This window comes from Kitasatospora purpeofusca, assembly GCF_000718025.1.
Taxonomy (GTDB): domain Bacteria; phylum Actinomycetota; class Actinomycetes; order Streptomycetales; family Streptomycetaceae; genus Kitasatospora; species Kitasatospora purpeofusca.
The window spans coordinates 108,974-133,947 of record NZ_JODS01000025.1 but is presented as its reverse complement, the minus strand read 5'-3'; the positions used below and the strand labels follow the sequence as shown (position 1 = coordinate 133,947).

The window sequence follows — 24,974 nt, the reverse complement described above, 5'->3', positions numbered from 1 at the left end:
CTCGCCCGAGTGGTAGTCGGGGCGGCAGCTGGGCAGACTCCCGGCACGACCGTCCGTACGGTCGCGCACAGGCCACCCGTTCCAGCAGCCGAAGGACAGAATGACCTCCACGTTCGACACCCGCGACCAGACCGACGCCACGCGCCGCATCGACGGTCTGCGGGCGGAAGCCCTCATGGACGAGGACCTCGCGGCCATCGACGAGGACCACGGCCACCACTACGACGGCGACCAGTACGACCGCAGCGAGCGCGCCGCGCTGCGCCGTGTCGCCGGCCTCTCCACCGAGCTCGAGGACGTCACCGAGGTCGAGTACCGCCAGCTCCGCCTGGAGCGCGTGGTGCTCGTCGGGGTCTGGACCGACGGCACCCTGGAGGAGGCGGAGAACTCGATGGCCGAGCTCGCCGCCCTGGCCGAGACGGCCGGCTCCGAGGTGCTGGACGGCGTGATCCAGCGCCGTGACAAGCCCGACGCGGCCACCTACATCGGTTCCGGCAAGGCCAAGGACCTGCGCGACATCGTCGCCGCCAGCGGCGCCGACACCGTGGTCTGCGACGGTGAGCTCACCCCGGGCCAGCTGATCCACCTGGAGGACGTGGTCAAGGTCAAGGTCGTCGACCGGACGGCCCTGATCCTGGACATCTTCGCCCAGCACGCCAAGTCCCGCGAGGGCAAGGCGCAGGTCTCGCTCGCGCAGATGCAGTACATGCTGCCGCGACTGCGCGGCTGGGGCCAGTCGCTCTCCCGGCAGATGGGTGGTGGCGGCTCCGGCTCCTCCGGCGGCGGCATGGCCACCCGCGGTCCCGGTGAGACCAAGATCGAGACCGACCGGCGCCGGATCCGGGAGAAGATGGCGAAGCTCCGCAAGGAGATCGCCGACATGAAGAAGGGCCGCGACACCAAGCGCCAGGAGCGCAAGCGCCACCAGGTGCCGTCCGTGGCCATCGCCGGCTACACCAACGCCGGCAAGTCCTCGCTGCTCAACCGGCTCACCGGGGCGGGCGTGCTGGTGGAGAACTCGCTGTTCGCCACCCTCGACCCGACCGTGCGCCGGGCGCAGACGCCGAGCGGCCGGGTCTACACCCTGGCCGACACCGTCGGCTTCGTCCGGCACCTGCCGCACCACCTGGTCGAGGCGTTCCGCTCCACCATGGAGGAGGTCGCCGACGCCGACCTCATCCTGCACGTGGTGGACGGCTCGCACCCCGAGCCGGAGACGCAGCTGGCCGCCGTCCGCGAGGTGGTCGTCTCGGTCGACGCGCAGAACGTGCCGGAGATCGTGGTGATCAACAAGGCCGACGCGGCCGACCCGCTGGTGCTGCAGCGGCTGCTGCGCCGCGAGCCGCACGCCATCGTGGTGTCGGCCCGCACCGGCGTCGGCATCGAGGAGCTGCTCGCGCTCATCGACGACGAGCTGCCGCGGCCTGCCGTCGAGGTGCACGCGCTGGTCCCGTACACCCAGGGCGCGCTGGTGTCCCGGGTGCACGCCGAGGGCGAGCTGCTCGGCGCCGAGCACACCGGCGAGGGCACCCTGCTGCACGCCAAGGTGCCGGCCGAGCTGGCCGCCGAGCTGGAGGCCTTCGCCGTGGCGCTGACGCCGCAGGGCTGATCCCCACCGCGCGAAGAACGCGAACGGCCCCGGTCCCCTCCCGCGAGGAGGGGACCGGGGCCGTTCGCGTTCCCGGCCGGATCTTCCCGGCGGCCGCGCCGGGCTACTTCTTCTTGGCGATCCAGTCCAGCGCCTGCTTGGCGACCGTCTCCAGGTAGGGCCCGCTCAGCGAGGTGTGGTCCTGGGTGCCGATCGAGGTGTTGGAGACCAGCGCGAGCTTGCCGTCCGGCATCGGCGCGAACCAGCCGCCGCCGCTGGAGCCCTGGGTCATGTTGCAGCCGATGGTGAGCATCGACGGGCGCTTCGGGTCGAAGGAGAGCCGGGTCGGCTTCCCGCCCTCGCACTTGTACAGCTCCTGGCCGTCGAACGGCTTGTACAGCGGGTAGCCGACGGCGGTGGCGGTGACCTTGTCGCGCGGGGCGTCGAACCAGACCGGGACGGCCCCGCCGACCGTCTCCTCCAGCGACTTGCCGCTGTCGGTCTGGTTGCTCACCCGCATGATCGCGAAGTCGTACTGGTTCGCCGCGTCACCGGTCCCGCCGCCCTCGACCAGCCACTGCGGCGAGGTCACCACGTCCTTCGCCCACCAGGTGCCGAGCGGGGCCAGGTCGGCCAGCGGGGCCTTCTTGCCGCCGCTGGAGGCACCCGAGTTGTTGTAGGCGGGGACGAACACCAGGTCCTTGAAGTAGTTGCCGCCCTTGCCCGGGTGGACGCAGTGGCCGGCCGTCCAGACCAGGTTGCTCTTCCCCGGGTGCGCCGGGTCCTGGACCACGGTGGCCGAGCAGTTGCCCCGGCCGCCCTCGGCGGAGAAGAAGACCTTGCCGGACGGCTGCTTGGTGTACGGACGCGGCACCGGTACGGCCTTGACCACCGCGGGCTCGGGGTCGGTGACCCCGGCGTCGTCGGCGGGCTTGGCGGTGGGCGGCGCCGGGTCGGCCGGCTTGGAGTCGCCCATCTTGTCCGGGTTCCAGAAGTCCTTGACGATCGGGTTGTTGAAGACGTGCTTGGACGCCCAGTTGTCCCAGTCCTCGAACTTCCACCGGGTCAGGTCGTCCCAGCTCTTCGGCAGGCCCTCCAGCAGACTGGTCGGGATGCCGGTGGGCAGGGTGATGCCGCCGATCACACCACTGCCGCCCCCCGCGGCGGTGGCGGAGGCGGAGGTGCCCGTCGAGGGCGGCGGGGCGGCGGTTCCCCCGCCGCCCGAAGGCCCGTCGGGGCCGCAGGCGGTGACGGCGAACAGGGTCCCCGCGGCGAGGACCGCGGCCGCGGCTGACCGGTGGATCGCTGGCATGAGTGCTGTCCCCCTGGTGGTTCGGTGTGGGCGGCGGGCCGCCGTCCTGGAGTCTGCCACTGGCCACCAGGACGGCACCGGGCGGCCCCCGGTTGCGGTGCCCGGCGGCGGTCACCGATCTGTGACGCGAGCGCCGCCGGCTCGTTGGCACTGGGGGCCCAGCTCCCTGCCGAAAGGTGAACCTTCACCGGTCTTCACCCGGACGAGTGAAGCGCCCTTGTGATCAACCGTCAGGGATAGGTAACCCTTACCTGACGCGACGGTGCGAGCGCCCGCCGGATTTCTCCACCCCACGCGCGTCGGCACTCCACGCGCACCAAGGAGCAGCATTGAGCACCGCCCTCACCGGAGCCCCGCCCGACATCCCGGCCGGCCGACCCGGCCCCGCGGCCCCCGCCGCCGGTCCGCCCGCCACCACTCCCGCCGCCGCCGCCGTTCCCGCCGCCCCGGTCCCGTCCGACCGGCTGCTCCACCCGGACCCGGCCGTCGCCGCCGAACAGGCCGCCGTGGAAGCCCTGTTGCGCTGCTGGGCCCGCGAGACCCGCGCCGCGCCCGGCCCGGACGGACACCTGCGGATCGCCGTCCTCGGCGGCGCCGCCCGGCTCTCCGCCCCCGTCCGGCACTGGTCGCCGGCCGGCTGGCACCGGTTCGGCCCGCCCACCCTCGGGGCCGGCCCGGACCTCCACGAGGCCCCGGTGGACGCCGTCACCGCCGCCGCCCTGCTCGCCGCCGCGGCCGCCGACCGGCCCGACCCCGGGCAGGTCGCCGACCTCGCCGCCCGGGTCGCCGACTCGGTGGTCCGCACCGCCGACATCCTGGCCCACCACCGCTCCGGCACCGCCCCGGCGCCCGGCGGGCCCGAGCGCTCCGAGTTCCTCGCCACCGAGCAGTCCCTGCTGCTCGGCCACCCGCTGCACCCCACCCCCAAGAGCCGCGACGGCCTCGGCCCCGCCCAGAGCGCCGCCTACTCGCCCGAGCTGCACGGCTCCTTCCAACTGCACTGGTACGCCGTCGACCGCGAGCTGCTCGCCGCCGGCTCCGCCCTCACCGAGGGCGCCGACCGGATCACCGCCCAGCTCCTCGGCGACCCCGCCCTGCTGCCGCCCGGCACCGCCGCCCTGCCGCTGCACCCCTGGCAGGCCCGCGAACTCGCCCACCGCCCGGCCGTCGCCGCCCTGCTCACCGAGGGCCGGCTGCACGACCTCGGCCCGTCCGGCGCCGCCTGGTACCCGACCTCCTCGGTGCGCACCGTCTACCGGCCCGGCACCCCCTGGATGCTGAAGCTCTCGCTCGGCCTGCGGATCACCAACTCCCGCCGGGAGAACCTCCGCAAGGAGCTCCACCGGGGCCTGGAGATGCACCGGCTGCTGGAGAGCGGCCTCGGCGCCGAGTGGCGGGCCGCCCACCCCGGCTTCGACATCGTCCGCGACCCCGCCTGGATCGGCGTCGACCACCCCGGCCTCGGCGACCCCGGCGGCCTGGACACCGTGCTGCGCGCCCAGCCCTTCGCCCCCGGCGACCGCGCCCACTGCGTGGCCGGGCTGGTCGCCGAGCGGCCGCACCCGGCGGGGGCCGGCGAGGAGGCCGGCCGCGTCCGGTCCCGGCTCGGCGACCTGCTGCGGACGCTCGCGGCCCGCACCGGCCGCCCGCTGCCCACCGTGGCGGCCGAATGGTTCCTGCGCTACCTGGACGCCGTCGTGCTGCCCGTGCTCTGGCTGGACGGACAGGCCGGCATCGCGCTGGAGGCCCACCAGCAGAACAGCCTGGTGCTGCTCGACGCCGACGGCTGGCCGAACGGCGGCCGCTACCGCGACAACCAGGGCTACTACTACCGGCACAGCGCCACCGACCGGCTCACCGCCCGGCTGCCCGGCCTCGGCGCGCGCAGCGACACCTTCCTCGACGACCCGGTGATCGACCACCACTTCGCCTACTACCTGGGCATCAACCACGTCCTCGGCCTGATCGGCGCCCTCGGCTCGCAACGCCTCGCCGACGAGGCCCTGCTGCTGGCCGCCCTCCGGCGCTTCCTGTCCGGGCCCGCCGCCCGGGCCACCGGCTCCGCGCTGCCGGGCCTGCTGCTCGACGCCCCGACGCTGCCCTGCAAGGCCAATCTGCTCACCCGGATCCAGGGCCTGGACGAGCTGGTGGGGCCGGTCGCCACCCAGTCCGTCTACATCGAGCTGCCCAACCCGGTGGCGGGCGCGTGAGCGGGCCGGTGAACGGGCTGGTGAACGGGCTGGTGAACGGGCGCTCCGGCGTCGACGAACCGGCGGGGTGGGGCGCGATGGCCACCGCCGCCGGGGAGTTCCGGCTCCGCCAGGTCCGGCTCCCCGCCGACCTCGGCCTGCTCACCCGCTGGATGAACGACCCCGAGGTGGCCGCGTTCTGGGAACTCGCCGGCCCGTCCGCCGTCACCGAACGGCACCTGCGCCACCAGCTCGACGGCGACGGCCGCAGCCTGCCCTGCCTCGGACTGCTCGACCACACCCCGATGAGCTACTGGGAGGTCTACCGCGCCGACCTCGACCCGCTCGCCGCGCACTACCCGGCCCGGCCGCACGACACCGGACTGCACCTGCTGCTCGGGCCCGCCGCCAGCCGCAGCCGGGGCCTCGGCACCACCCTGCTCACGGCCCTGACCGACCGCCTGCTCCGGGAGCGCCCGCACTGCGAACGGGTGGTCGCCGAGCCGGACGTCCGCAACCGGCGCTCCGTCCGCGCCTTCCGGCGGGCCGGCTTCCGACTCGCAGCCGAACTCGACCTGCCCGACAAGCGGGCCGCCCTGATGGTCCGCGACCGCACCCCGCACCCCGCCTAGGACAGCACCCGCCTCATGGACACCCCAGCCCCCCCGCCCGGGCCGTACGACCTGCTCGGCCTCGGCATCGGCCCGTTCAACCTCTCGCTCGCCGCGCTCGCCGAGCCCGTCCCCGGGCTGCGCACCCTCTTCTGCGACCGGCGCCCGGAGTTCCGCTGGCACCCCGGGATGCTCGTCGAGGGCGCGCGGATGCAGGTGCCGTTCCTCGCCGACCTGGTGTCCCTGGTCGACCCGACCAGCCCCTGGTCCTTCCTCAACCACCTGCGGGAGGAGGACCGGCTGTTCCCGTTCTACTTCACCGAGCGCTTCCAGCTCACCCGCCGCGAGTACGACCACTACTGCCGCTGGGCCGCCGAACGGCTCGCCAACTGCCGCTTCGGCACCGAGGTCACCGCCCTGCACTGGACCGGCGACCGCTACCGCGCCGAACTGCGCGAACCCGCCACCGGCCGCGAGTACACCGTCGAGGCGCGCAACGCCGTGCTCGGCGTCGGCACCCTGCCCGTCCGCCCCGAGGCCTTCGCCGCCCTCGACGGCCACCCGGCGGTCTTCCACTCCGCCGACTACCTCGACCGGCGCGAGGACCTGGCCGCCGCCCGGGACATCACCGTGGTCGGCAGCGGGCAGTCCGGCGCCGAGATCTTCCTCGACCTGCTGCGCCGCCACGACGGCGACGGCGTGCGACTGCGCTGGCTCACCCGCACCCGGGCGCTCGCGCCGATGGAGTACTCCAAACTCGGCCTGGAGCACTTCACCCCCGACTACACCCGGTACTTCCACGGCCTGCCCGAGGCCGTCCGCGACCACCTGGTCGAGGCCCAGTGGCAGCTGCACAAGGCCGCCTCCGCCGAGACCCTCGCCGAGATCCACGACCAGCTGTACGAACGCACCGTCGGCCGGCCGGTCGGCGCGGCGCCGGTCGAGATCACCCCCGGCACCGCCGTCACCGAGGCCCGGCCCGGCCCCTGCGGCGGGCTCGAACTCGACTGCCGGCACACCGACTCCGGCGCCGAGCACGTGCTGCGCACCGACGCCGTGGTGCTCGCCACCGGCTACCGGGCGGCCGGCCCGGCCGCCCTGGAACCGCTCGCCCACCTGATCGACCGCGACCCGGCCGGCCGCTACCGGGTCGACCTCGACCACCGGGTGGCCACCCGGCCGGAGGTCACCGGCGGGCTGTACGTGCAGAACGGCGAGCTGCACACCCACGGGGTGGGCACCCCCGACCTCGGACTCGGTGCCCATCGGGCCGCGGTGATCCTCAACGCCGTCACCGGGCGGACCGTCCACCGGCTGCCCCGGCGCACCGCCTGGACCGGCTTCGCCCCGCCCGCCCCGGTCCCGGTGCCGCCCGCGCCGCCCGCGCCGCCCGCGCCGCCCGCTCTGTCCGCCCCGTCCGTCCCGACGACCGCACCACCCGGCCCGGCCGCCGCCCCCACCACCTCCGTTCCCGCTTCCAGCCTCCCCCGACCCCAGGAGCCGACCCGTGCCGCAACCGCCGGCCGCTGAACCGCCGCTGTACCTGCCGCCGCAGCTCACCGCCGGCCATTGGCAGCGGGCCGGCCGCACGCTGCTCGCCAAGATGCTCGGCGAGTTCGCCTACGAGGAACTCCTCGCCCCGACCGCGACCGGGGCACCGGACGGCTGGACGCTCGCCCTGCCCGGGGCCGAGTACCGCTTCACCGCCCGGCGCGGCGCCTACGAGAGCTGGCTCGTCGACCCCGGCTCCGTCCGCTGCGACGACCCCGAGGGCCTCGACCCGCTGCGCTTCCTGGTCCACGCCCGGCACGCCCTCGGGCTGCGCGGCGACACCACCGGCCACCTGCTCCGCGAGCTCACCGCGACCCTGATCGCCGACGCCCACCTGCTGGCCACCGGCCTCACCGCCGCCGAACTCGCCGACCTCGGCCACACCGAGCTGGAGGGCCGGCAGGGCGGCCACCCGTGGATCGTCCCCAACAAGGGCCGGATCGGCTTCTCCGCCGCCGACGCCGCGCGCTGGGCCCCGGAGGCCCGCACCCCGCGCCCGCTGCCCTGGATCGCCGTGCACCGCCGGCTCGCCGAGTACCGGGGCGTGGCCGGCCTCGCCGACCCCGAGCGCCTGTACCACCGGGAGCTCGACGACCCGGCCGCGCTCCGGGCCCCGCTCGGCGCCGCCGCCGACGACTACCTGCTGCTGCCGGTGCACCCGTGGCAGTGGGACGAGACCGTGGTGCCGCTGTTCGCCCCGTGGATCGCCTCCGGCGAGATCGTGCCGCTCGGCACCGACGGCGACCTCCGGCTGCCCCAGCAGTCGATCCGCTCGTTCTTCAACGAGAGCCGCCCCGAGCGCTGCACCGTCAAACTGCCGCTGGCCATCCTCAACACCCTGGTCTGGCGCGGCCTGCCCACCGAACGCACCCTGGCCGCGCCCGCCGTCACCGCCTGGATCCACGGGCTGCGCGACGCCGACCCCTTCCTGCGCGAGGAGTGCCGGGTGGTGCTGCTCGGCGAGATCGCCTCGGTCACCGTCGACCACCCCGTCTACCGCGACCTGCCCGAGGCCCCCTACCAGTACAAGGAGCTGCTCGGCGCGATCTGGCGGGAGCCGCTCGGCCCCGCGCTGGCGCCCGGCGAGCGCGGTCGCACCCTGGCCGCCCTGCTCCAGGCCGGACGCGACGGACGGCCGCTGGCCGCCGAGCTGGTCGCCCGCTCCGGGCTCGCCCCCGCCGAGTGGACCGGCCGGCTGTTCGCCGCGATGCTGCCGCCGCTGCTGCACTTCCTCTACCGGTACGGGCTGGTGTTCTCCCCGCACGGCGAGAACGCCGTCCTGGTCTTCGACGAGCGGGACGTACCGGTCCGGCTCGCGGTCAAGGACTTCGTCGACGACGTCAACCTCAGCGACCAGGACCTGCCGGAACTGCGCGACCTGCCCGCCGAGGTGGACGCGGTACTGCTGCGCGAGGACCCGCAGGGCCTGTGCCAGTTCCTGCACTCCGGGCTGTTCATCGGCGTGTACCGCTATCTGGCACCGCTGCTGGAGGCCGGGACCGGCCTCGCCGAGGCGGAGTTCTGGGAGCTGCTGCGCGCCGAGATCCACCGCTACCAGGCGCGGTTCCCGGAACTGGCCGAGCGGTTCGCGCTGTTCGACCTGTTCCGGCCGCGGATCGACCGGCTCTGCCTGAACCGCAACCGGCTGCTGCTGGACGGCTACGGCGACCGCCCGCACCGCCCGCACGCGGCCCGGCACGGCACCGTGCCCAACCCGCTCGCCGCGGACGGCACCGGCCGGGTGCCCCGTCGGCGGGACCGGATTGTCACCCCTGCCCCGTAGGCTGGGTGGGTCATGACGAACGACTCCGAATCCCAGCTCCCCGCCGAGGACGCCGACGAGGCCGGGAGCGTCGCGGACGCCCCGGCGGAGGCCGTCCCCCGCGCCCGTGTCCCCGAGCTGCTGCACGCCGCGGTGGCCTCCGTCGGCGGCGTCGAGCGCCCCGGACAGCTCCGGATGGCCGAGGCCGTCGCGGACGCCGTCGACCACGGCGAGCACCTGTTGGTGCAGGCCGGCACCGGTACCGGCAAGTCCCTCGCCTACCTGGTGCCGGCGCTCGCCCACGGGGACCGCGTGGTGGTCGCCACCGCGACCCTGGCGCTCCAGCGCCAGCTGGTCGAGCGGGACCTGCCGCGCACCGTGGAGGCACTGCACCCGGTGCTGCGGCGCCGTCCGCTGTTCGCGATGCTCAAGGGCCGCTCCAACTACCTGTGCCTGCACCGGGCCAACGAGGGCACCCCGGGCGACGAGGGCGAGGGCCTGTTCGACCCGGTCGAGGCGCTGGGCGGACCCGCCGGCAAGCTCGGCAAGGAGGTGCTCCGGCTGCGCGAGTGGGCGGACGAGACGGAGACCGGCGACCGGGACGACATGACCCCCGGCGTCTCCGACCGGGCCTGGGCCCAGCTCGCGGTCACCTCCAAGGAGTGCCTGGGCGCGACCCGCTGCGCGTACGGCCAGGAGTGCTTCGCGGAGAAGGCCCGGGAGCGGGCCAAGCTCGCCGACGTCGTCGTCACCAACCACGCGATGCTCGCGATCGACGCGATCGAGGGCGCGCCGGTGCTGCCCGAGCACGGGCTGCTGATCATCGACGAGGCGCACGAGCTGGTCAACCGGGTCACCGGGGCGGCCACCGCCGAGCTGACCGTCGGCGCGGTGAACCGGACGGTCAAGCGGGCCGCCCGGCTCGCCAACGAGAAGGCCGTGGACGCGCTGCAGGCCGCCGCCGAGAACTACCACGGCCTGATGGAGACCGCCCAGCCCGGCCGGGTGGAGGAGCTGCCCGAGTACCTCGCCTACGCCGTGACCGCGATCCGGGACGCCTCCCGGCAGGTGATCACCTCGCTCGGCGAGACCAGGGACAAGGGGCTCAGCGACGAGGACGCCGTGCGCAAGCAGGCGATGGCCGCCGCGGAGTCCCTGCACGAGACCGCCGACCGGCTGCTCCAGGACTCCGAGTACGACGTGGTCTGGATCGAGCGCAGCGACCGCTACGGGCTGGGCACCGCCTCGCTGCGGGTCGCCCCGCTGAGCGTCTCCGGGCTGCTGCGGGAGGGGCTGTACAAGGAGCGCGCGGTGGTGCTCACCTCGGCCACCCTCAAGCTCGGCGGGGACTTCACCGGTGTGGCCGCCTCGGTGGGCCTGCCGTCCGACGCCCGGCTGCCGGACGTCCGCACGCCCGGCGACAACCCGGAGGCGGTCGGGGAGGGCATGGGCGACGAGCCGGTGCCGCACTGGCGGGGGATCGACGTCGGCTCGCCGTTCAAGTACTCCAAGCAGGGCATCCTCTATGTCGCCAGGCACCTGGCCGATCCCGGGCGTGATCCCGAGCGGCCGGACATGCTCGACGAGTTGGCCGATCTGATCGGCGCGGCCGGCGGGCGGACGCTGGGGCTGTTCTCCTCGATGCGGGGGGCGCAGACGGCCGCCGAGGCGATGCGGGAGCGGCTGGACCAGCGGATCCTGCTCCAGGGCGAGGACACCCTGGGCGAGTTGATCCGCGAGTTCGCCTCGGACGCGACCACCTGCCTGTTCGGCACGCTGTCGCTCTGGCAGGGCGTGGACGTGCCCGGCTCGGCCTGCCAGCTGGTGGTGATGGACCGGATCCCGTTCCCGAGGCCGGACGACCCGCTGATGAGCGCCCGGCAGAAGGACGTCGAACAGCGCGGCGGGAACGGCTTCATGGCCGTCGCGGCCACCCATGCGGCGCTGCTGATGGCGCAGGGCGCGGGCCGGCTGGTGCGCGCGGCGGAGGACCGGGGTGTGGTGGCGGTGCTCGACCCGCGGGTGGAGACCAAGCGCTACGGCGGCTTCTTCCGGTCCTCGATGCCGGAGTTCTGGTACACGACGGACCGCAACCAGGTGCGCCGCTCGCTGGCGGCGATCGACGACTCGGCGGCGCCGGTCCGGCCGGTGCCGAAGCGGGGCTGATCCCCGGCTGCTCCGGGCCCGGGACGGGACTCTGTCGGGAACCGGGGTCGGGAAAGGCCGGAGGGGCTCCACGCGCTGTGCGGGGAGCCCCTTCCTGTGGGTCCGGGCGGGGTGGTGCGGTCAGAGCCGGCGGAGGACGGCCACGACCTTGCCCAGGATGGTCGCGTTGTCGCCGTTGATCGGCTCGTACGCGGGGTTGTGCGGCATCAGCCAGATCCGGCCGTCCTCGCGCTTGAGGCGCTTGACGGTGGCCTCGCCGTCGATCATCGCGGCGACGATGTCGCCGTTCTCGGCGACCGGCTGGCGGCGGACGGTGACCCAGTCGCCGTCGCAGATGGCCGCCTCGATCATCGAGTCACCGCGCACGGTGAGCGCGAACAGCTCGCCCTCGCCGACCAGCTGCCGGGGCAGCGGGAAGACGTCCTCCACGGTCTGCTCGGCCAGGATCGGACCACCGGCGGCGATCCGGCCGACCAGCGGCACGTAGGAGGTGGACGGGCGGCCGGCGGTCTCGGCGGTGTTCGGCCGGGCCACCTCGACGCCGCGGACCTCGTAGGCGCGCGGACGGTGCGGGTCCCGCCGCAGGAAGCCCTTGCGCTCCAGTGCCATCAGCTGATGGGCCACCGAGGACGTGCTGGACAGGCCGACGGCCTGGCCGATCTCGCGCATCGACGGCGGGTAGCCCCGGCGCTGCACGGAGTCCCGGATGACCTCGATCACCCGGCGCTGGCGCTCGGTGAGGCCTGCCTCGTCGGTCCGGATCCCGGGCGGGCGGCCCGGCGCGGAACGGGTCGGCGCCGGGTGGGCGTCGTCCAGGGCGGGGGAGTGTTCGATGGGCTGGTCCGGAACACGCCCGACCCCGGAAATGCCCGGGCCCAGGGGGCGATGATCCTCGCTGCGGTCCATGCTGATGTCCACGCTCTGCTGATTCGTGGTGCGCTGCCCCACCTTGAGCTGGGAGTGATCCTGCACCGGGATGGTGTTGCTTTCGACGGCGTTCACGGCTGCCCCTCTCGACGGCTGTCCTCTCCTTTTTCCAGCCCAACGCACCTCGTATCGAAAGGTTGCGCCAAACACACGTTCGAGTGAATTATTCGGGAGTTGGCTGACTCGATCAAGGCTTTGTTGTACATCGATTAAATGTTCGATCGGAAATCGGCTCCGAGGGTATCGCCCGCGCCGACACGCCAGCACCCCTCCTTCGCTCCAAAACCTAGATGTAGTGGCTACAGTCCTCTCCGTGGCCCAGTACTTGTGGTCGAGGCCTCAAGATCGGGTTGCTCGCAGGGCCCCGGGATCGCATAGACTCGACCAAGTCCGCACGTCCTGCCAAGGAGGGATCCTCAGGTGCACTGCCCCTTCTGCCGGCACTCCGACAGCCGTGTCGTCGACAGCCGGACCACCGAGGACGGCAGCTGCATCCGCCGCCGCCGGCAGTGCCCGGACTGCGGTCGCCGATTCACCACTGTGGAGACGGCCGCCCTGATGGTCATCAAGCGCAGCGGCGTCACCGAGCCGTTCTCCCGGGAGAAGGTCATCTCCGGAGTCCGCAAGGCCTGCCAGGGCCGCCCGGTCACCGAGGACGCCCTCGCCCAGCTCGGCCAGCGGGTCGAGGAGTGCGTGCGGGCCACCGGCAACGCCGAGCTCACCACCCACGACGTCGGGCTTGCCATACTCGGCCCGCTCAAGGAACTCGACGTCGTCGCGTTCCTCCGCTTCGCCAGCGTCTACCAGGCGTACGACGGACTGGAAGACTTCGAGGCCGCCATCGCGGAACTCCGCGCCGAGCAGCCCGCCACCGAGGCCGACGGCGCCTGCGTGCCCGTCGCCGCCGCCGCGCCCTGACAGGCACGGCCCCTCCACCGGCCCCTTTCCGGGGTCGGCGCAACCCCTTCGGTCCCCCGGGGCCGACGTGTGCCCGAAAACGGCGCACAGACCATGACAAAACGTGCGCGGTGGGTGAGGATCCCTGCCTGCCGCACACCGGAAGAGCGAACCAGCCGTGCCCGGACTTTACGGGGCACTTCGGGCGTTTGCCCAACCAGGAGGAGGAACAGAAGTGACAGACACCACGAGCGGTTCCGCACGCGGGTCGAAGTCCGACAAGGCCGCGGGCAAGGGTGCCGGCAAGGCCCCCAAGGGCGGCCTGCGGATCGAGCGCATCTACACCACCCCTGGCGTGCACCCGTACGACAAGGTCCGCTGGGAGCGGCGCGACGTCGTCATGACCAACTGGCGTGACGGCTCGATCAACTTCGAGCAGCACGGTGTCGAGTTCCCCGACTTCTGGTCGGTCAACGCGGTCAACATCGTCACCTCCAAGTACTTCCGCGGCGCCCTCGGCACCCCGCAGCGCGAGTGGAGCCTCAAGCAGATCATCGACCGGGTGGTGCTCACCTACCGCGCCGCCGGCGAGAAGAACGGCTACTTCGCCACGCCGGACGACGCCGAGGTGTTCGAGCACGAGCTGACCCACGCCCTCCTCCACCAGGTGTTCAGCTTCAACTCGCCGGTGTGGTTCAACGTCGGCACCAAGCAGCCCCAGCAGGTCTCCGCCTGCTTCATCCTGGCCGTCGACGACTCCATGGAGTCGATCCTCGACTGGTACAAGGAAGAGGGCATGATCTTCAAGGGCGGCTCCGGCGCCGGCCTCAACCTCTCCCGGATCCGGTCGTCCAAGGAACTGCTCTCCTCCGGCGGCAACGCCTCCGGCCCGGTCTCCTTCATGCGCGGCGCCGACGCCTCCGCCGGCACCATCAAGTCCGGCGGCGCCACCCGCCGCGCGGCCAAGATGGTCGTGCTCGACGTCGACCACCCGGACGTCGAGGCCTTCATCGAGACCAAGGTGAAGGAGGAGGAGAAGATCCGCGCCCTGCGCGACGCGGGCTTCGACATGGACCTCGGCGGCGACGACATCGCCTCCGTCCAGTACCAGAACGCCAACAACTCCGTCCGCGTCAACGACGAATTCATGACCGCCGTCGAGAACGGCACCGAATTCGGCCTGCGCGCCCGGATGACCGGCGAGGTCATCGAGACCGTCGACGCGAAGAAGCTCTTCCGCAAGATGGCCGAGGCCGCCTGGGCCTGCGCCGACCCCGGCATCCAGTACGACTCCACCATCAACCAGTGGCACACCTGCCCGGAGTCCGGCCGGATCAACGCCTCCAACCCCTGCTCCGAGTACATGCACCTGGACAACTCCAGCTGCAACCTCGCCTCGCTCAACCTGATGAAGTTCCTCCGCGACGACGACTCCTTCGACGCCGAGAGCTTCGCCAAGGTCGTCGAGCTGGTCATCACCGCGATGGACATCTCCATCTGCTTCGCCGACTTCCCCACCGAGAAGATCGGCGAGACCACCCGCGCGTTCCGCCAGCTCGGCATCGGCTACGCCAACCTCGGCGCCCTGCTGATGGCCACCGGCCACGCCTACGACAGCGAGGGCGGCCGCGCCCTGGCCGGCGCCATCACCTCCCTGATGACCGGCACCGCCTACCGCCGCGGCGCCGAACTCGCCGGTGTGGTCGGCCCGTACGACGGCTACGCCCGCAACGCGGCCCCGCACCAGCGGGTCATGAAGCAGCACGCGGACGCCTCGAAGGCCGGCGTGTCCTTCGACGAGCTGGACGCCCCGATCTGGACCGCCGCCACCGCGACCTGGGACGAGGTCCTGCGGCTCGGCGCCCAGAACGGCTTCCGCAACGCCCAGGCCTCGGTGCTCGCCCCGACCGGCACCATCGGCCTGATGATGGACTGCGACACCACCGGCGTGGAGCCGGACCTCGCGCTGGTCAAGTTCAAGAAGCTCGTCGGCGGCGGCTCGATGCAGATCGTCAACGGCACCGTCCCTCGCGCCCTCAAGCGCCTGGGCTACCAGGACGAGCAGATCGAGGCGGTCGTCGCCCACATCGCCGAGCACGGCAACGTGGTGGACGCGCCGGGTCTGCGGACCGAGCACTACGAGGTCTTCGACTGCGCGATGGGTGAACGCTCCATCTCCCCGATGGGCCACGTCCGGATGATGGCCGCGATCCAGCCCTGGATCTCCGGCGCCATCTCCAAGACGGTCAACATGCCGGTCTCCGCGACCGTCGAGGACGTCGAGGAGATCTACTTCGAGGCGTGGAAGCTGGGCGTCAAGGCGCTCGCCATCTACCGCGAAAACTCGAAGGTCGGCCAGCCGCTCTCGGCCAAGAAGAAGGACGAGGAGAAGGCCGCCGCCGAGGCCCCGGCCCAGGTGGAGAAGGTCGTCGAGTACCGTCCGGTCCGCAAGCGCCTGCCCAAGGGCCGCCCGGGCATCACCACCTCCTTCACGGTCGGTGGCGCCGAGGGCTACATGACCGCCAACTCCTACCCGGACGACGGCCTCGGCGAGGTCTTCCTGAAGATGTCCAAGCAGGGCTCGACCCTCGCGGGCATGATGGACGCCTTCTCCATCGCCGTCTCGGTGGGCCTGCAGTACGGCGTCCCGCTGGAGACCTACGTCTCGAAGTTCACCAACATGCGCTTCGAGCCGGCCGGTCTGACCGACGACCCGGACCTGCGGATGGCGCAGTCGATCGTCGACTACATCTTCCGCCGCCTGGCGCTGGACTTCCTGCCGTTCGAGACCCGCTCGGCGCTCGGCATCCACTCGGTCGAGGAGCGCCAGCGCCACCTGGAGACCGGTTCCTACGAGCCGGAGGTGGAGGAGGAGCTGGACACCGAGACGCTCGCCCAGTCCGCCCCGGTCGCGCCGGTGGCCGCCAAGCCGGTCGCCGTCCCGACTCCGGCCCCGGCGCCGAAGGCCACCGCCCAGGCCCACAACTCCACCGAGCTGATGGAGATCCAGCTGGGCATGAACGCCGACGCGCCGCTCTGCTTCTCCTGCGGCACCAAGATGCGCCGCGCGGGCAGCTGCTACCTCTGCGAGGGCTGCGGCTCCACCAGCGGCTGCAGCTGACACAGGAACGCGGTCGGCTTCACTCGATGGAGTGAAGCCCTCGGGCGGGGCGAGGACGAGAGTCCTCGCCCCGCCCTTTTCTGTCGGTGAGGGCTGCTTGGCTTCGGATGTGACCGATCCCTCAAGGCGCCGCGGGCAGCGCCGACCTCCGGCAGCAGAGATCACATCTATGACACCGATCTGGTGTCCGGCATGTCAGGAGGTGCACCCGGCAGCCGATTTTCCGAAAAATGCAAGCAGGCCGAGCGGGCTCCAGAGTGAGTGCAAGCGCGCGGCCCGGGCCAGGGCGCGAACGACAGAGGCAAAGGCTGCAGCAAATGCGGCCCGTCGGGAGAGGTGGCAGCGACCCGAGGTCAAGGCAGCTGCGCTGGAGCGGCAGCGGGCTCGTCGGGCCCGGCTTGGATCCGCGCACGACCTGAACCGATCGAGGCAGAGGCTCCAATCCGTCGTGACCGAGTGGAAACGGACGGGATGTGTCGACTGTGGCTACTCCGACGTCCGGGCACTCGACCCGGACCATCGGGATCCGGGTGAGAAGACCGGAACTGTCTCTCGGATGGTGCAGTTGTGCGCGGGCAAGGACCGGCTTCTGGCCGAGTTGGCCAAGTGCGAGGTGCGATGCGCTCGCTGCCATCGTGCCCGCACGATGCGGCAACGGCCCCGAAGCAGGGACAAGCGTCTGCCACCGTCCTGGCAGGCGCTGGTGGATGCCCAGGCGAGGAACGATGCCATCAAGCTCCGCGCAGGCTGCATCGACTGTGGATGGGATGGGTGGGCACGGGGCCTGGACTGGGATCACGTCCGTGGGGCGAAGCGCGCGAATGTTTCCCAGCTGATAGCCGAGCGGCAGCCCTGGTCGGAGATCGAGCGGGAGATCGCCAAGTGCGAGGTGGTCTGCGCGAACTGTCACCGCATCCGTACATCGGTGCGACGTGAGGTCGAGGTGGCGATGGGGTGAGGGGATGGAGGTGGAGTGGTATACGGAGCGTGGCAGAAGGAGACTGACCGTCAACTTACCGGTTGAGCACATCGTCTGAATGGATATGATCGGCCGACTGCGTGAACCGAAACACCGCCCGGAGACGTTCCACGACGTCGGCCGGGCGGTCGCGCATTTGCCCGACTTCTGCCGAGGACACCGCACCGATGACAGAAACCACCAGCCCCGACGCTGGGCCCACCCGTCGACCCGACGTGCGTACCAGGGCCGTTGTGGCGGCCGCCGCCCTGCTGGCGGCGGTGGCCGGGCCGGTCGGGGTGATGCGGGCCTTCGACGCCGGGCGTCCGCTGACCGCGGCCGCCGTGGCGGCGGTCACCGTGCTCTGGCTGATCGCCGTCCGGCAGGCCGGCAGCGCCACCGAACGGGCCCGCCGGCTGGAGCTGGAACTGGGCCGGTGGGAGGGCGAGTCGATGACGGCCCTCGTGGTCGCCGGCGCGGCCAGGCAGGCCGAGACCGCCGCCAAGGCGCGGGCCGCCGCCGCCGAGGCCGAGCGGGACGAGGCCGGGGCGGCGCTCGCCCGGGCCGAGGAGCAGGCCGCCGCCGCCCGCGCGGAGGCGGCGGGGGCCCGGGCGCAGGCCGAGGCGGAGCGCGCCGAGCGGGCCGCCGTGGACCGGATCGCCGACGAGGTGCTGCCGGTCCTCGTGAAGCGACTGCGGAGCGGTGCGACCGTGGACGCCGCCCTGGCCCCGCACCGCGACCACCCGCAGCGTCCGCTGCTGCGCGCCGTGGCGGAGGAGATCGGCCGCGGCGAGCGGCTGCGGGCCGCCGCCCTGGCGGTCTGCGCCACCGCGGCCGGCCGGGTGCAGGCGCTGGCCACGAGCATGCACGCGGAACTGCGCGAGATGCAGCACCGGCACGACGAGGAGGTCCTCGGCGACCTGCTGCGGCTGGACCACTCGACCGCCCAGGCGGGCCGGATGGCCGACAGCATCGCGGTGCTGACCGGCGCTCGCTCGGGCCGTCGCTGGGGCCGGCCGATCCCGGTGGAGTCGGTGCTGCGCGGCGCGCTCGGCCGGATCGGCGCCTACCAGCGGGTCAGGCTGCACAACGCGAGCACGGCCGCGGTGGCCGGGTTCGCCGCCGAGGGCGTGATGCACGCGCTCGCCGAACTGCTCGACAATGCGACCACGTTCTCCGCGCCGCCGGCCGAGGTGCACGTCTACGTCGAGGAGGTGCCGGCCGGGCTGGTCGTCACCGTCGAGGACAGCGGCCTGGGCCTGAGCGACAGTTGGCTGCGCCGCGCCGAACGGGCCGTCTCCGCCGAGTCGCTGGACCTCACCACGCTGTCGGCGGGTACCCGGATCGGTCTCGCGGTGGTCGGTGTGCTGGCCCGCAAGCACGGGCTGCAGATCTCCTTCCGGCCGTCGGCGCGCGGCGGCACCGGGGTGGTGGTGCTGATTCCGCAGCAGTTGGTCACGCACCCCGCGACGGCGCCGGCCCCGCTGCCCGAGCCGGTCGAGCGCGCGGTCGAGCGGGCGGGCGGTACGGGTCCGCGCCCCGCGCTCACCCCCGCACGCCCGGCGCCCGCTGTTCCTGCCGCGCCGGTGGCGCCCGCCGTCCCGGTGGCCGCACCGGTGGGGTCCGCCGGATCGGCGCCCGTCGCGCCCGCCGTCACCGACAGCGGTCTGCCGCAGCGCCGTCGCGGCCGCACCATGGCCGCCGCCGCACCGGCGGCGGCCCCCGCCGAGCGGCCCGCCCGCCCCGACGGGGCGAGTGCCGCCGCCAGGTTGGGCGCCTTCCGCCGGGCCGCCCTGCCCGCCGCCACCGCCACCGCCGCACCCGCCGCCACCGCCACCGCGGCGCCCGCCGCCGGCGCCCCGAACCCCGCGCCCGCCGGTGCCCCCGCACCGGCCGAGGGCGCCGTACCGGTCCAGGACACCCCGGGTGCGCGGTCCGCCGCGGACCCCGCGTCCGACGCTTCCCCCGTCACCGAGAAGGACTTCCGATGAGCAGTGCCACCGACCGCGACCTCGACTGGCTGCTGGAAAACCTGCTGACCAACACCCCCGGCACCCGGCACGCCCTGGTGCTCTCCGCCGACGGCCTCAAGCTCTGCCACACCTCCGGCCTCGGCAACGACCGGGCCGACCAGCTCGCCGCCATCGCCTCCGGTCTGCAGAGCCTGGCGCACGGCGCGTCGATCGAGTTCGGCGACGGCACCGGCGGTGTGCGGCAGTCGATGACCGAGTTCCACGGCGGAGTGCTGTGCATCGTGGCCGCCGGCGAGGGCGCCCACCTCGCCGTGGTCACCGACGAGGACGCCGACGTGGGCGTGGTCGGCCACAACATGCACGGGCTGATCGAGCAGATCGGCGTCCACCTCAGCGCGCCCGCCCGGGAGGGCGCGGCCGGGGCGGACGGCCCGGTGACCGACGGGAGCGCCCGGGCATGAGCGGGCGCGGGGGGAACACCGACGGGCGGCGGGTCCGGCCGGGCCGGGACGACGACCCGGACCGCCTGTACACCATCACCCGGGGCCGCAGCCGGGCTCCGGAGAACGCGTTCGACCTGGTCACGCTGATCGTCGCCGAGCGGGAGCCGGCGTCGGGCATGCAGTCGGAGCACGCGCGCATCCTGCGGATGTGCGAGGCGCCGACCGCCGTGGTGGAGGTCGCCGCGGAGCTGGCGCTGCCGGTGTCGGTGGTGAAGATCCTCCTCGGCGACCTGCTGGAGGCCGGGTCGATCACCGCCCGCCACCCCCGGTTCGCCCCCAACAAGGCCCGGCTGCCCGATCTCGACACGCTGAAGCAGGTACTGCATGGACTCCAACAGCTCTGAGGGCCGGGACCCTCGGCCGAGCGGGCGGACACCGCTGCGCCGCACCGCCGACAACGCGCTGAAGATCGTCGTGGTCGGCGGCTTCGGCGTGGGCAAGACCACCCTGGTCGGCGCGGTCAGCGAGATCCGTCCGCTGAACACCGAGGAGACCCTGACCAGCGCCGGGGAGGGGATCGACGATCCGACCGGCGCCTGGGGCAAGCGCTCGACCACGGTCGCCTTCGACTTCGGCCGGATCACCCTCTCCGCGAGCCAGGTGCTGTACCTGTTCGGCGCGCCGGGGCAGGAGCGGTTCTGGTTCCTCTGGGACCGGCTGTTCTCCGGGGCCCTGGGGGCCGTCGTGCTGGTGGACACCCGGCGGCTGGCGGACTCCTGGTACGCCATCGACCGGCTGGAGCACCACGGCACGCCCTTCGTCGTCGCCCGCAACAACTTCGGCGACCCGACCCACACCCTGGACCAGGTCCGGGAGGCGCTCGACCTGCCGCCCGAGGTGCCGCTGCTGGACTGCGACGCCCGGGACCGGGAGTCCGGCAAGCAGGTGTTGATCGAGCTGGTCCGCCACCTGACCGCGCGGGTCGAGGCCGAGACGGCGGGCACTCCCGCCGCCGCTGCCGCCCCCGTCCTTGAGGAGAGCACCCCGTGACCGAGCCCGCCGCCACCCCGCCGCCGGGCTGCCCGGCCCACGCCGGCGCCACCCCGCTGTACGGGCCGCGCTTCCAGACCGATCCCTCCCAGGTCTACCGGGAGATGCGGGCCGGGCACGGCCCGGTCGCGCCGGTCGAACTGGCCGGCGGGGTGCCCGCCTGGCTGGTGATCGGCTACCGCGAGCTGCAGCTGGTCACCGGCCAGCCGCAGCTGTTCGGCCGGGACTCCACCCGCTGGACCGGCTGGGCGACCGTCGCCGAGGACTGGCCGCTCAAGCCGATGATGGCGCCGGTGCCGTCGATCCTCTACGCCGAGGGCGAGGAGCACGTCCGGCGCTCGCGGGCGGTCACCGACGCGCTGGCCGCCGTCGACCCGTACGAGCTGCGCAAGCACTGCGAGGAGCTGGCGGACCGGCTGATCGACGGCTTCGCCGGGCGCGGTGAGGCGGACCTGGTCGCCGAGTACGCCCACCGGCTGCCGCTGCTGGTGCTCTGCCGGGTACTCGGGCTGAGCGAGGAGCAGGCGCCGGTGCTCATCGACGGCCTGCTGACCATGCTGGACGGCGGCCCCGACGCGCCGGCCGGTGCGCAGCGGCTGCTCGCCGTGATGCTGGAGCTGGTCGAGGAGAAGGCGGCGCACCCGGGTGACGACGTCGCCTCGCGGATGCTGGCGCACCCGGCGGGTCTCAACCACGACGAGATCATGCGGGACCTGCGGGTGATGCTGATCGCCGGTCACCAGCCGACCTCGTACTGGATGTCCAACGCGCTGCGGCTGATGCTCACCGACGAGCGGTTCGCCGCCTCGCTGTCGGGCGGGCGGCGCAGTATCAGCCAGGCGCTGAACGAGGCGCTCTGGGAGGACACCCCGACCCAGATCTTCGCGGGCCGCTGGGCGACCAGGGACACCCAGTTGGGCGGGCAGCGGATCGCCGCCGGGGACATGCTGCTGCTGGGTTTCGCGGGGGCCAACGCGGACCCGTCGGTGCGGCAGTCGGACGGGCGGCCGGCCGAGGGCAACCGGGCGTACCTGAGCTACTCGTACGGCGAGCACGGCTGTCCGTTCCCGGCGCAGGAGGCGGCCGAGGTGATCGCGACGACGGCGGTCGAGGTGCTGCTGGACCGGCTGCCGGACCTGCGGTTGGCGGTGGCCGAGCACGCGCTGGTGTGGCGGCCGTCGGCCTGGGTGCGCGGGCTGGTGGCGCTGCCGGTGTCGTTCGCCCCGGGATACGCGGGCTGAGCCCGCTCCGGGACACGGGCCCGGCCCGGATCCGGGATCCGGGATCCCGGAGCCCCGGCGGTGCCGGGGTCGCCGTACCGCTTCACCAGAACCGAAGGAGTGCTGTAGCCATGTCCGCCCCCGCCCCGTTCGTCCCCACCCCGTTCGTCCTCGATCCGCTGGCCCGCGACAATGCCGCCGAGGGTGCGCTGCTGCGTGCCGCCGGTCCGGTGGTGCCGGTGGAGCTGCCCGGTGGGGTCGCCGCCTGGGCCGTGACCCGGCACGGGCCCGCCCGTGAGCTGCTGACCGATGCCCGGCTGGTGAAGGACGCCCGGCACTGGGCGGCGTTCCAGCGCGGCGAGGTGCCGAAGACCTGGCCGTTGATCGGTCTGGCGGTGCCCGGTCCGAGCATGGTGACCACCGACGGCGCGGAGCACCGGCGGCTGCGTGCGCTGGTGGCGCACGCGTTCACCCCGCGCCAGGTGGAGCTGATGCGTCCGCGGGTGGAGGCGATCACCCGGGACCTGCTGGACACCCTGGCGGCGGGGGAGCCGGTGGTGGACCTGAAGTCCGCCTTCGCGTTCCCGCTGCCGATGACGGTGATCTGCTCGCTGCTCGGCGTCCCGGAGTCGGAGCACGCGCTCCTGCGCGACCTCTACGAGCGGTTCTTCGGCGCCCGCCCGAACCCGGAGGGCATCCAGGCGACCATCGCCGGGCTGAACGCCTTCGTCAACGGCGTGGTGGCGCAGCGCCGTTCGGTCCCCGGTGACGACCTGGCGAGTGTGCTGCTGCAGGCCGACGCCGAGGGCGGGGCGCTGACCGACGCGGAGGCGGCGGCCACCCTGCGGGTGATCATCGCGGCGGGGCACGAGACCACGGTGAACCTCATCGGCAACGCGGTGCGGGCCCTGCTGGCCCATCCGGACCAGTTGGAGCTGGTGCGGGCGGGCAAGGTCGGCTGGGACGCGGTGGTGGAGGAGTCACTCCGCTGGACGCCGCCGACCAGCAACTTCCTGTTCCGGTTCACCAGCGAGGAGGTGGCGGTGGGCGACACGGTGATTCCGGCCGGGGAGCCGGTGCTGGTCTCCTACAACGCGATCGGCCGGGACCCGGCGCAGCACGGGGTGACGGCCGAGGTGTTCGACGTGACCCGGGACCCGATCCGGCACCTGTCGTTCGGGCACGGTCCGCATGTCTGCCCGGGTTCGCCGCTGGCCCGGCTGGAGGCGGGGATCGCGCTGCCGGCGTTGTTCGAGCGCTTCCCGGGGCTGTCGTTGGCGGTGCCGGACGAGGAGCTGCGGTCGAGCGGCTCGCTGGTGGTGAACGCGCTGAAGGAGCTGCCGGTCCGGCTGTTCTGACGGCGGGGCGGTCGGGGTGGTCGGCCGCGGCGGGGGTGGTGCCGGGTGGGGTGGGCGCCCGGCGCTCGGGGTCACAACTGGGGCACGCGGTGACGAAGGGCGTGCCCGGACCTTGGCGGGCACCTCGCGGCTGCGTTACCGTCGTCGGATCGGCCGGCCGCCGCGTCCATGTCGAACGTAGAACTCCGGTACAGCGCAATGCCGTTCTGTCGCACAGCCGAGCGTTCACGCCCCGGCGAGGAGGACCGCGTTGACTCCCACCCCGACCGTGCCGTCCACGACCGTGCCGCCCCCGTTCCCTGCCCGCCCCCGTCGTCGTCGCCGTCCGCTCGCGGCGGTGGCCCTGCTGGCCGTCGCGGCCCTGACCGCGGCCTGCTCCAACAGCACCGACAGCTCGGGAGGTTCGGGCGGCGGCGGCAACCAGACCCTGTCCGGCGACTGCGCCCGCTACCAGCCCTACGCCGGCCACGGGGGCACCACGGTGACGGTGTTCGCCTCGATCCTCAGCCCCGAGTCGGACAATCTGGAGAAGTCCTGGGCCGACTTCAGCCGGTGCACCGGTATCAGGATCAGCTACGAGGGCAGCAACGACTTCGAGTCGCAGCTGCCGGTGCGGGTGAGCGGCGGCAACGCCCCGGACTTCGCGATCGTCCCGCAGCCCGGCCTGCTCGCGCAGATGGTCAAGAGCGGCAAGGTGGTCAAGCCGCCGCAGCAGACCGTGGCGAACCAGGAGAAGTGGAGCCCGGTCTGGAAGACCTACGGCTCGGTCAACGGCACCTTCTACGCGGCGCCGATGAGCGCCAACATGAAGTCCCTGGTCTGGTACTCGCCCAAGACCTTCAAGCAGGCCGGTTACGAGGTCCCGAAGACCTGGGCCGACCTGATGGCGCTCAGCGACCGGATCGCCAAGGCGGGCGGCGGCGCCAAGCCGTGGTGCGGCGGTATCTCCTCCGGTACGGCCACCGGCTGGCCGGCCACCGACTGGCTGGAGGAGGTGGTCCTCGGCACCTACGGCGGCGAGGTCTACGACCAGTGGGTGAACCACCAGGTGAAGTTCTCCGATCCGAAGATCGCCGCCGCGATGAGGACGGTCGCCGACTGGATGCAGAACCCGGCCTGGGTCAACGGCGGCTACGGTGACGTGAAGTCGATCGCCACCACGACCTTCCAGGACGCGGGCGCGCCGATCCTCACCGGCAAGTGCCTGATGCTCCAGCAGGCTTCGTTCTACAAGGCGCAGTGGCCCAAGGACACGAAGATCGGGCCGGACGGTGACATCTTCGCCTTCCACCTGCCCGCGGTGGACCCCTCGGTGCCCAACCCGGTGGAGGGCGGCGGGGAGTTCCTCACCGCGTTCGCGAGCCGGCCCGAGGTGCAGGCGGTGCAGAACTACCTGTCCAGCGCCGACTGGGCGAGCAGCCGGGTGCGGACCGCGACCGGCTGGGTTTCGGCCAATCAGGGTGTGGACAAGAGCCTCTACACCGATCCGATCGACCGGCTCTCCGCCGACGCGCTGACCGACCCGGCGGCGACCTTCCGGTTCGACGGTTCGGACCTCATGCCGGCCGCGGTCGGTGCCGGGCAGGAGTGGAAGTCGCTCACCGCCTGGTTCGCCGAGGGGCAGTCGATCCAGAAGACCGGGAGGGGGGCCCGCCGGCGGGCCCCCCCGCGCGGGGGGGGGGCGCGGCCCCCCCCCCCCCCCCCGCCCGCCCCCTCCTCCCGCCTGCTTCCTCCGGCCCGCTTCCATCGGCCCCGCGGGTTCGCGGCCGCGGTCCGCCGCGTCCCCTCGTTCGGTTCCGCCCGCCTTCCGGTAGCCCTGGTTCCCGGTATCCCCGCCTCCTGGTAACC

Annotated in this window: 18 protein-coding genes; 16 read left to right on the top strand and 2 right to left on the bottom strand. The window is 73.1% G+C overall.

Going from position 1 to position 24,974, the window contains the following annotated elements; all coding sequences use genetic code 11:
* Window positions 1-100: 100 nt before the first annotated feature.
* Window positions 101-1,609, top strand: coding sequence for a GTPase HflX (hflX, locus tag IF01_RS0129660; RefSeq protein WP_037781584.1), 1,509 nt, complete (start codon window positions 101-103; stop codon window positions 1,607-1,609).
* Between the two features lie 103 nt (window positions 1,610-1,712).
* Here the strand turns inward: hflX and IF01_RS0129655 are convergent, their stop codons facing one another.
* Entirely contained in the window at window positions 1,713-2,900 is a 1,188-nt protein-coding gene (locus IF01_RS0129655; RefSeq protein WP_030396655.1) for a trypsin-like serine peptidase, read from the bottom strand.
* A 329-nt stretch (window positions 2,901-3,229) separates the two neighbouring features.
* On the opposite strand from IF01_RS0129655, the gene IF01_RS50335 reads away from it, so the two are divergent.
* The 5 genes from IF01_RS50335 to IF01_RS0129630 are packed head-to-tail and all read left to right on the top strand — an operon-like array spanning window position 3,230 to window position 11,179.
* Window positions 3,230-5,110: an IucA/IucC family protein gene (locus IF01_RS50335; RefSeq protein WP_037781582.1), complete on the top strand. Its 1,881-nt coding sequence runs from the start codon at window positions 3,230-3,232 to the stop codon at window positions 5,108-5,110.
* Window positions 5,002-5,721, top strand: coding sequence for a GNAT family N-acetyltransferase (locus IF01_RS50330; RefSeq protein WP_341845510.1), 720 nt, complete (start codon window positions 5,002-5,004; stop codon window positions 5,719-5,721). The genes IF01_RS50335 and IF01_RS50330 overlap by 109 nt, the downstream gene beginning before the upstream one ends.
* A 15-nt stretch (window positions 5,722-5,736) precedes the next feature.
* A complete protein-coding gene (locus IF01_RS0129640) occupies window positions 5,737-7,230 on the top strand; it encodes a lysine N(6)-hydroxylase/L-ornithine N(5)-oxygenase family protein (protein ID WP_078880419.1) in 1,494 nt (497 codons plus the stop codon).
* Entirely contained in the window at window positions 7,208-9,034 is a 1,827-nt protein-coding gene (locus IF01_RS0129635) for an IucA/IucC family protein (RefSeq protein WP_030396651.1), read from the top strand. The genes IF01_RS0129640 and IF01_RS0129635 overlap by 23 nt, the downstream gene beginning before the upstream one ends.
* Window positions 9,035-9,046: 12 nt before the next feature.
* Window positions 9,047-11,179 carry an ATP-dependent DNA helicase gene (locus IF01_RS0129630; RefSeq protein ID WP_078880418.1) on the top strand — a complete coding sequence of 711 codons (2,133 nt, stop codon included), beginning with the start codon at window positions 9,047-9,049 and terminating at the stop codon, window positions 11,177-11,179.
* Window positions 11,180-11,299: 120 nt separating this feature from the next.
* On the opposite strand, the gene lexA is transcribed toward IF01_RS0129630, so the two are convergent.
* On the bottom strand, window positions 11,300-12,181 hold the full coding sequence (gene lexA, locus IF01_RS0129625; RefSeq protein WP_369826377.1) for a transcriptional repressor LexA: 882 nt from the start codon (window positions 12,179-12,181) through the stop codon (window positions 11,300-11,302).
* A 345-nt stretch (window positions 12,182-12,526) separates the two neighbouring features.
* Here lexA and nrdR point away from each other — a divergent pair, with 345 nt between their 5' ends.
* From nrdR to IF01_RS0129570, 10 genes are all read left to right on the top strand, one after another.
* Window positions 12,527-13,024, top strand: a complete 498-nt coding sequence (nrdR, locus tag IF01_RS0129620; protein WP_030396649.1) for a transcriptional regulator NrdR — start codon at window positions 12,527-12,529, stop codon at window positions 13,022-13,024.
* Window positions 13,025-13,238: 214 nt separating this feature from the next.
* A complete protein-coding gene (locus IF01_RS0129615; RefSeq protein WP_030396648.1) occupies window positions 13,239-16,124 on the top strand; it encodes a vitamin B12-dependent ribonucleotide reductase in 2,886 nt (961 codons plus the stop codon).
* A gap of 556 nt (window positions 16,125-16,680) precedes the next feature.
* Complete coding sequence (locus IF01_RS42475; protein WP_051756478.1) at window positions 16,681-17,082, top strand: hypothetical protein; 402 nt, start codon at window positions 16,681-16,683, stop codon at window positions 17,080-17,082.
* A gap of 188 nt (window positions 17,083-17,270) precedes the next feature.
* A complete protein-coding gene (locus IF01_RS0129600) occupies window positions 17,271-19,073 on the top strand; it encodes a sensor histidine kinase (protein WP_244215669.1) in 1,803 nt (600 codons plus the stop codon).
* Window positions 19,070-19,516 (top strand): roadblock/LC7 domain-containing protein, encoded by a 447-nt coding sequence (locus tag IF01_RS0129595; protein ID WP_030396646.1) that lies wholly within the window; start codon window positions 19,070-19,072, stop codon window positions 19,514-19,516. The genes IF01_RS0129600 and IF01_RS0129595 overlap by 4 nt, the downstream gene beginning before the upstream one ends.
* Complete coding sequence (locus tag IF01_RS0129590) at window positions 19,513-19,902, top strand: DUF742 domain-containing protein (RefSeq protein ID WP_030396645.1); 390 nt, start codon at window positions 19,513-19,515, stop codon at window positions 19,900-19,902. The genes IF01_RS0129595 and IF01_RS0129590 overlap by 4 nt, the downstream gene beginning before the upstream one ends.
* Window positions 19,883-20,548, top strand: coding sequence for a GTP-binding protein (locus IF01_RS0129585; protein WP_051742866.1), 666 nt, complete (start codon window positions 19,883-19,885; stop codon window positions 20,546-20,548). The genes IF01_RS0129590 and IF01_RS0129585 overlap by 20 nt, the downstream gene beginning before the upstream one ends.
* Complete coding sequence (locus IF01_RS0129580; protein WP_030396643.1) at window positions 20,545-21,789, top strand: cytochrome P450; 1,245 nt, start codon at window positions 20,545-20,547, stop codon at window positions 21,787-21,789. Before IF01_RS0129585 ends, IF01_RS0129580 begins: the two co-directional genes overlap by 4 nt.
* Before the next feature lie 110 nt (window positions 21,790-21,899).
* Window positions 21,900-23,126 carry a cytochrome P450 family protein gene (locus IF01_RS0129575; protein WP_030396642.1) on the top strand — a complete coding sequence of 409 codons (1,227 nt, stop codon included), beginning with the start codon at window positions 21,900-21,902 and terminating at the stop codon, window positions 23,124-23,126.
* Between the two features lie 250 nt (window positions 23,127-23,376).
* Entirely contained in the window at window positions 23,377-24,972 is a 1,596-nt protein-coding gene (locus IF01_RS0129570; protein ID WP_244215668.1) for an ABC transporter substrate-binding protein, read from the top strand.
* Window positions 24,973-24,974: the final 2 nt, after the last annotated feature.

What these genes read in the sequence shown, in the direction of transcription:
- IF01_RS0129655 (WP_030396655.1), bottom strand. Translation starts at nt 2,900, where the DNA reads ATGCCAGCGATCCACCGGTCAGCCGCGGCCGCGGTCCTCGCCGCGGGG.
- IF01_RS0129630 (WP_078880418.1), top strand. Translation starts at nt 9,047, where the DNA reads ATGACGAACGACTCCGAATCCCAGCTCCCCGCCGAGGACGCCGACGAG.
- IF01_RS0129600 (WP_244215669.1), top strand. Translation starts at nt 17,271, where the DNA reads ATGACAGAAACCACCAGCCCCGACGCTGGGCCCACCCGTCGACCCGAC.
- IF01_RS0129640 (WP_078880419.1), top strand. Translation starts at nt 5,737, where the DNA reads ATGGACACCCCAGCCCCCCCGCCCGGGCCGTACGACCTGCTCGGCCTC.
- IF01_RS0129590 (WP_030396645.1), top strand. Translation starts at nt 19,513, where the DNA reads ATGAGCGGGCGCGGGGGGAACACCGACGGGCGGCGGGTCCGGCCGGGC.
- IF01_RS0129575 (WP_030396642.1), top strand. Translation starts at nt 21,900, where the DNA reads ATGTCCGCCCCCGCCCCGTTCGTCCCCACCCCGTTCGTCCTCGATCCG.
- IF01_RS42475 (WP_051756478.1), top strand. Translation starts at nt 16,681, where the DNA reads ATGGTGCAGTTGTGCGCGGGCAAGGACCGGCTTCTGGCCGAGTTGGCC.
- IF01_RS0129585 (WP_051742866.1), top strand. Translation starts at nt 19,883, where the DNA reads ATGGACTCCAACAGCTCTGAGGGCCGGGACCCTCGGCCGAGCGGGCGG.
- IF01_RS0129595 (WP_030396646.1), top strand. Translation starts at nt 19,070, where the DNA reads ATGAGCAGTGCCACCGACCGCGACCTCGACTGGCTGCTGGAAAACCTG.
- hflX (WP_037781584.1), top strand. Translation starts at nt 101, where the DNA reads ATGACCTCCACGTTCGACACCCGCGACCAGACCGACGCCACGCGCCGC.